The sequence below is a fragment of the uncultured Microbacterium sp. genome (genome assembly GCF_963521695.1).
Taxonomy (GTDB): Bacteria; Actinomycetota; Actinomycetes; order Actinomycetales; family Microbacteriaceae; genus Microbacterium.
Genome location: NZ_CAUQWC010000319.1, coordinates 1 through 2,931 on the forward strand (window position 1 = coordinate 1; position 2,931 = coordinate 2,931).

Consider the following 2,931-nt stretch of genomic DNA (forward strand, 5'->3'; position numbering starts at 1 on the left):
GTCGTGCTCACCGCCGCGACCGCCGGCGTCGTCGGTCCGCTCGCGCTCGGCGCCGTCGTCGACGCGGTGGCGGCCGGCGATCGCTCCCCTCACCTCGTCGTGCTGCTGGCCGGGGTGATGGGCGCGGCGGTGATCGTCGGCGCGGCACTCGGCGCCGTCGGCCTGGTCGCCGCATCGCACCTGTGCGAGAGCGCGTTGGCGAACCTGCGCGAACGCATGGTCGAGGTGGCACTGCGCCTGCGACAGGACCGGGTGGAGCGCGCCGGCACGGGCGACCTGATCGCTCGCGCAGCCGACGACGTCGCCGAGGTCAGCGATGCGATCCCCCGCGTGGTGCCCGCGGTGGTCGGCTCGGCGTTCACGATCGTCGTCACTCTCGCGGGCATGGCCCTGATCGACCCCTGGTACGCCGTCGTGCTCGCGGCCCTCGCACCCGTGCACGTCTGGGCGGTCCGCCGGTACCTGCGCACCGCACCCGCGGTGTATGCGGCGGAGCGGGCGGCGATGACCGACCGTTCGCAGCAACTGCTCGACGCATTGCGCGGTCGCGAGACGGTCCGGGCGTTCGGGCTCGCAGAATCGCGGCTCGCCCGTATCGCCGACGCGTCATGGACCGTGGTGTCGTGGAGCATGCGGGCCCGCGGCATCCAGAACCTGTTCTTCGCCCGGCTGAATGCGGCGGAGTTCCTCGGCATGGCGGGACTCCTCGTCGCCGGCTTCGCGCTGGTGTCGACGGGGGCGGGGACCGTGGGCGGCACGACCGCCGCGATGCTGCTGTTCCTCCGTCTGTTCGGACCCATCAATCAGCTGCTCTTCGTCACCGACGACATGCAGTCGGCCCTGGCTTCGCTCGGCCGCATCGTCGGGGTCATCCGCGCGGACGAAACCGCCGTCGACGCTCCGCACGGCGACGGCGTCACGCTCACCGCCATCGAGCACGCCTTCACCACCGACCATCCCGTGCTGCACAAAGTGTCGCTGCGGATCGCCCCCGGCGAAACGGTCGCGGTCGTCGGCGCATCCGGCGCGGGGAAGACGACGCTCGCCGCGATCGCCGCGGGCGTGCACACGCCGGTGCGTGGCGAGGTGCGCCGCCCCCGCTCGCGTGCCCTCGTGACGCAGGACGTGCACGTCTTCGACACCACCCTGCGAGAGAATCTGCTCCTCGCCCGGCCTGGATCGACGGATGCCGAGCTCCACCGCGCGCTGAAGGACGTCGGGGCCGATGCCCTCTCCGCACGGCTCCCCCTCGGCCACGACGAGCCCATCGGAGCCTCGGGTACCCCCGTCACCCCGGCCGAGGCACAGCAGATCGCGCTCGCTCGCGTGCTGCTGGCCGACCCCGCGTTCGTGGTGCTCGACGAGGCGACCGCAGAAGCGGGCTCGAGCGACGCGGACCGGCTCGAGGAAGCCGCCGACACCGTTGCGCGCGGGCGCACAGCGCTGGTGGTCGCGCACCGTCTCAGTCAGGCATCGCGAGCCGATCGGATCGTCCTCATGGAGGGCGGACGCATCACCGAGGAGGGCACGCACGACGAACTACGCCTGGCGGGCGGTGAGTACGCACGGCTGTGGGCGGCGTGGAGCAGGGGTCGATGAGCTGAGCCGCCGCGGAACCCATCCGCCGCCAGGGGGCCGCTACGCCCGGAGACGCTCCGCCGCCGCGGCGATCCGCTCGTCGGTCGCCGTCAGCGAGAAACGCACGTGGTTCGGGTAGTGCTCGCCGTAGAAGTGTCCCGGACCGACCAGGATGCCGAGTTCAGCGAGGCGCTCCACGCTCTCCCACGCGTCGCGCCCCTCGGTCGCCCACAGGTACAGCCCACCCTCGCTGTGATCGATGGTGAATCCGGCTGCCTCGACCGCGGGCTTCAGCACCGCGCGGCGGCGGGCGTAGAGCTCGCGCTGCGCGGCGACGTGCGCGTCATCGCCGAGGGCGACGGTCATCGCTCGCTGCACGGGAGCCGGCGGCATGAGACCGAGGTGCTTCCGCCCGGTCAGCAGGCGCGCCACGAGCGCCGGGTCTCCGGCGAGGAACGCCGCGCGATACCCGGCGAGATTGGACTGCTTGCTGAGCGAGTACACCGACAGCACGTCGGTGAGGTCGTCGCCCACGACGGTCGGGTCGAGCACGCTGGGCACGCGTTCGGTGTCCCACGGTGCGTCCCACCCGAGCTCGGCGTAGCACTCGTCGGACGCCAGGACGGCGCCGAGCTCGCGGGCGCGCGTCACGGCATCCTGAAGCTCGTCGACCGAGAGCACCCGGCCGTCGGGATTTCCGGGCGAGTTGATCCACACGAGCTTTGTGCGAGCGGGCCACTCGGCCGGGTCATCGGATGCCACGGCCTCGGCGCCCACGAGACGGGCACCGACCTCGTAGGTCGGGTACGCGGCGCGCGGGTGCACGACGACATCACCGGGGCCGAGGTTCAGCAGGAGGGGCAGCAGCGCCACGAGCTCTTTGGAGCCGACCGTGGGAAGAACGTTCGCGGCCTCGAGACCGGGGACGCCGCGGCGACGGTGATACCACTCGGCGATCGCCTCGCGAAGCGCCGGTGTACCGGCGGTCTGCGGGTACGAATGCGCATCGGTCGCGTCGGCGAGTGCCTCAGCGACGACCGCGGGAGTGGGATCGACGGGTGAGCCGATCGACAGGTCGACGATGCCGTCGGGGTGACGTCGAGCGCGCTCCGCGTAGGGTGCGACCGCATCCCAGGGGTAGTCGGCGAGGTCGGCGACGCCCACGGCTCAGTGGCTCTGCGGAGGCAGCTGCGAGATGACGGGGTGATCCTTCGCGATCACGCCGACCTTGGCGGCGCCACCGGGCGAGCCGATGTCGTCGAAGAACTCGACGTTGGCCTTGTAGTAGTCCGCCCACTCTTCGGGCAGGTCGTCTTCGTAGTAGATCGCCTCGACGGGGCAGACCGGCTCGCA

3 protein-coding genes are annotated in these 2,931 nt (G+C 71.9%); 1 reads left to right on the forward strand and 2 read right to left on the reverse strand.

From position 1 onward, the window contains the following. A partial coding sequence (locus RWP81_RS15810) for an ABC transporter ATP-binding protein (protein ID WP_314457711.1) occupies positions 1–1,599 on the forward strand: 1,599 nt, incomplete at its 5' end. Positions 1,600–1,638: 39 nt separating this feature from the next. Here the strand turns inward: RWP81_RS15810 and dapC are convergent. Together dapC and RWP81_RS15820 are read right to left on the reverse strand one after the other, a co-directional pair. Continuing rightward, complete coding sequence (dapC, locus tag RWP81_RS15815) at positions 1,639–2,742, reverse strand: succinyldiaminopimelate transaminase (RefSeq protein ID WP_314457713.1); 1,104 nt, start codon at positions 2,740–2,742, stop codon at positions 1,639–1,641. A 3-nt stretch (positions 2,743–2,745) separates the two neighbouring features. Next, positions 2,746–2,931: ferredoxin family protein (locus tag RWP81_RS15820; protein WP_399540624.1), on the reverse strand; the 186-nt coding region annotated here is incomplete at its 5' end.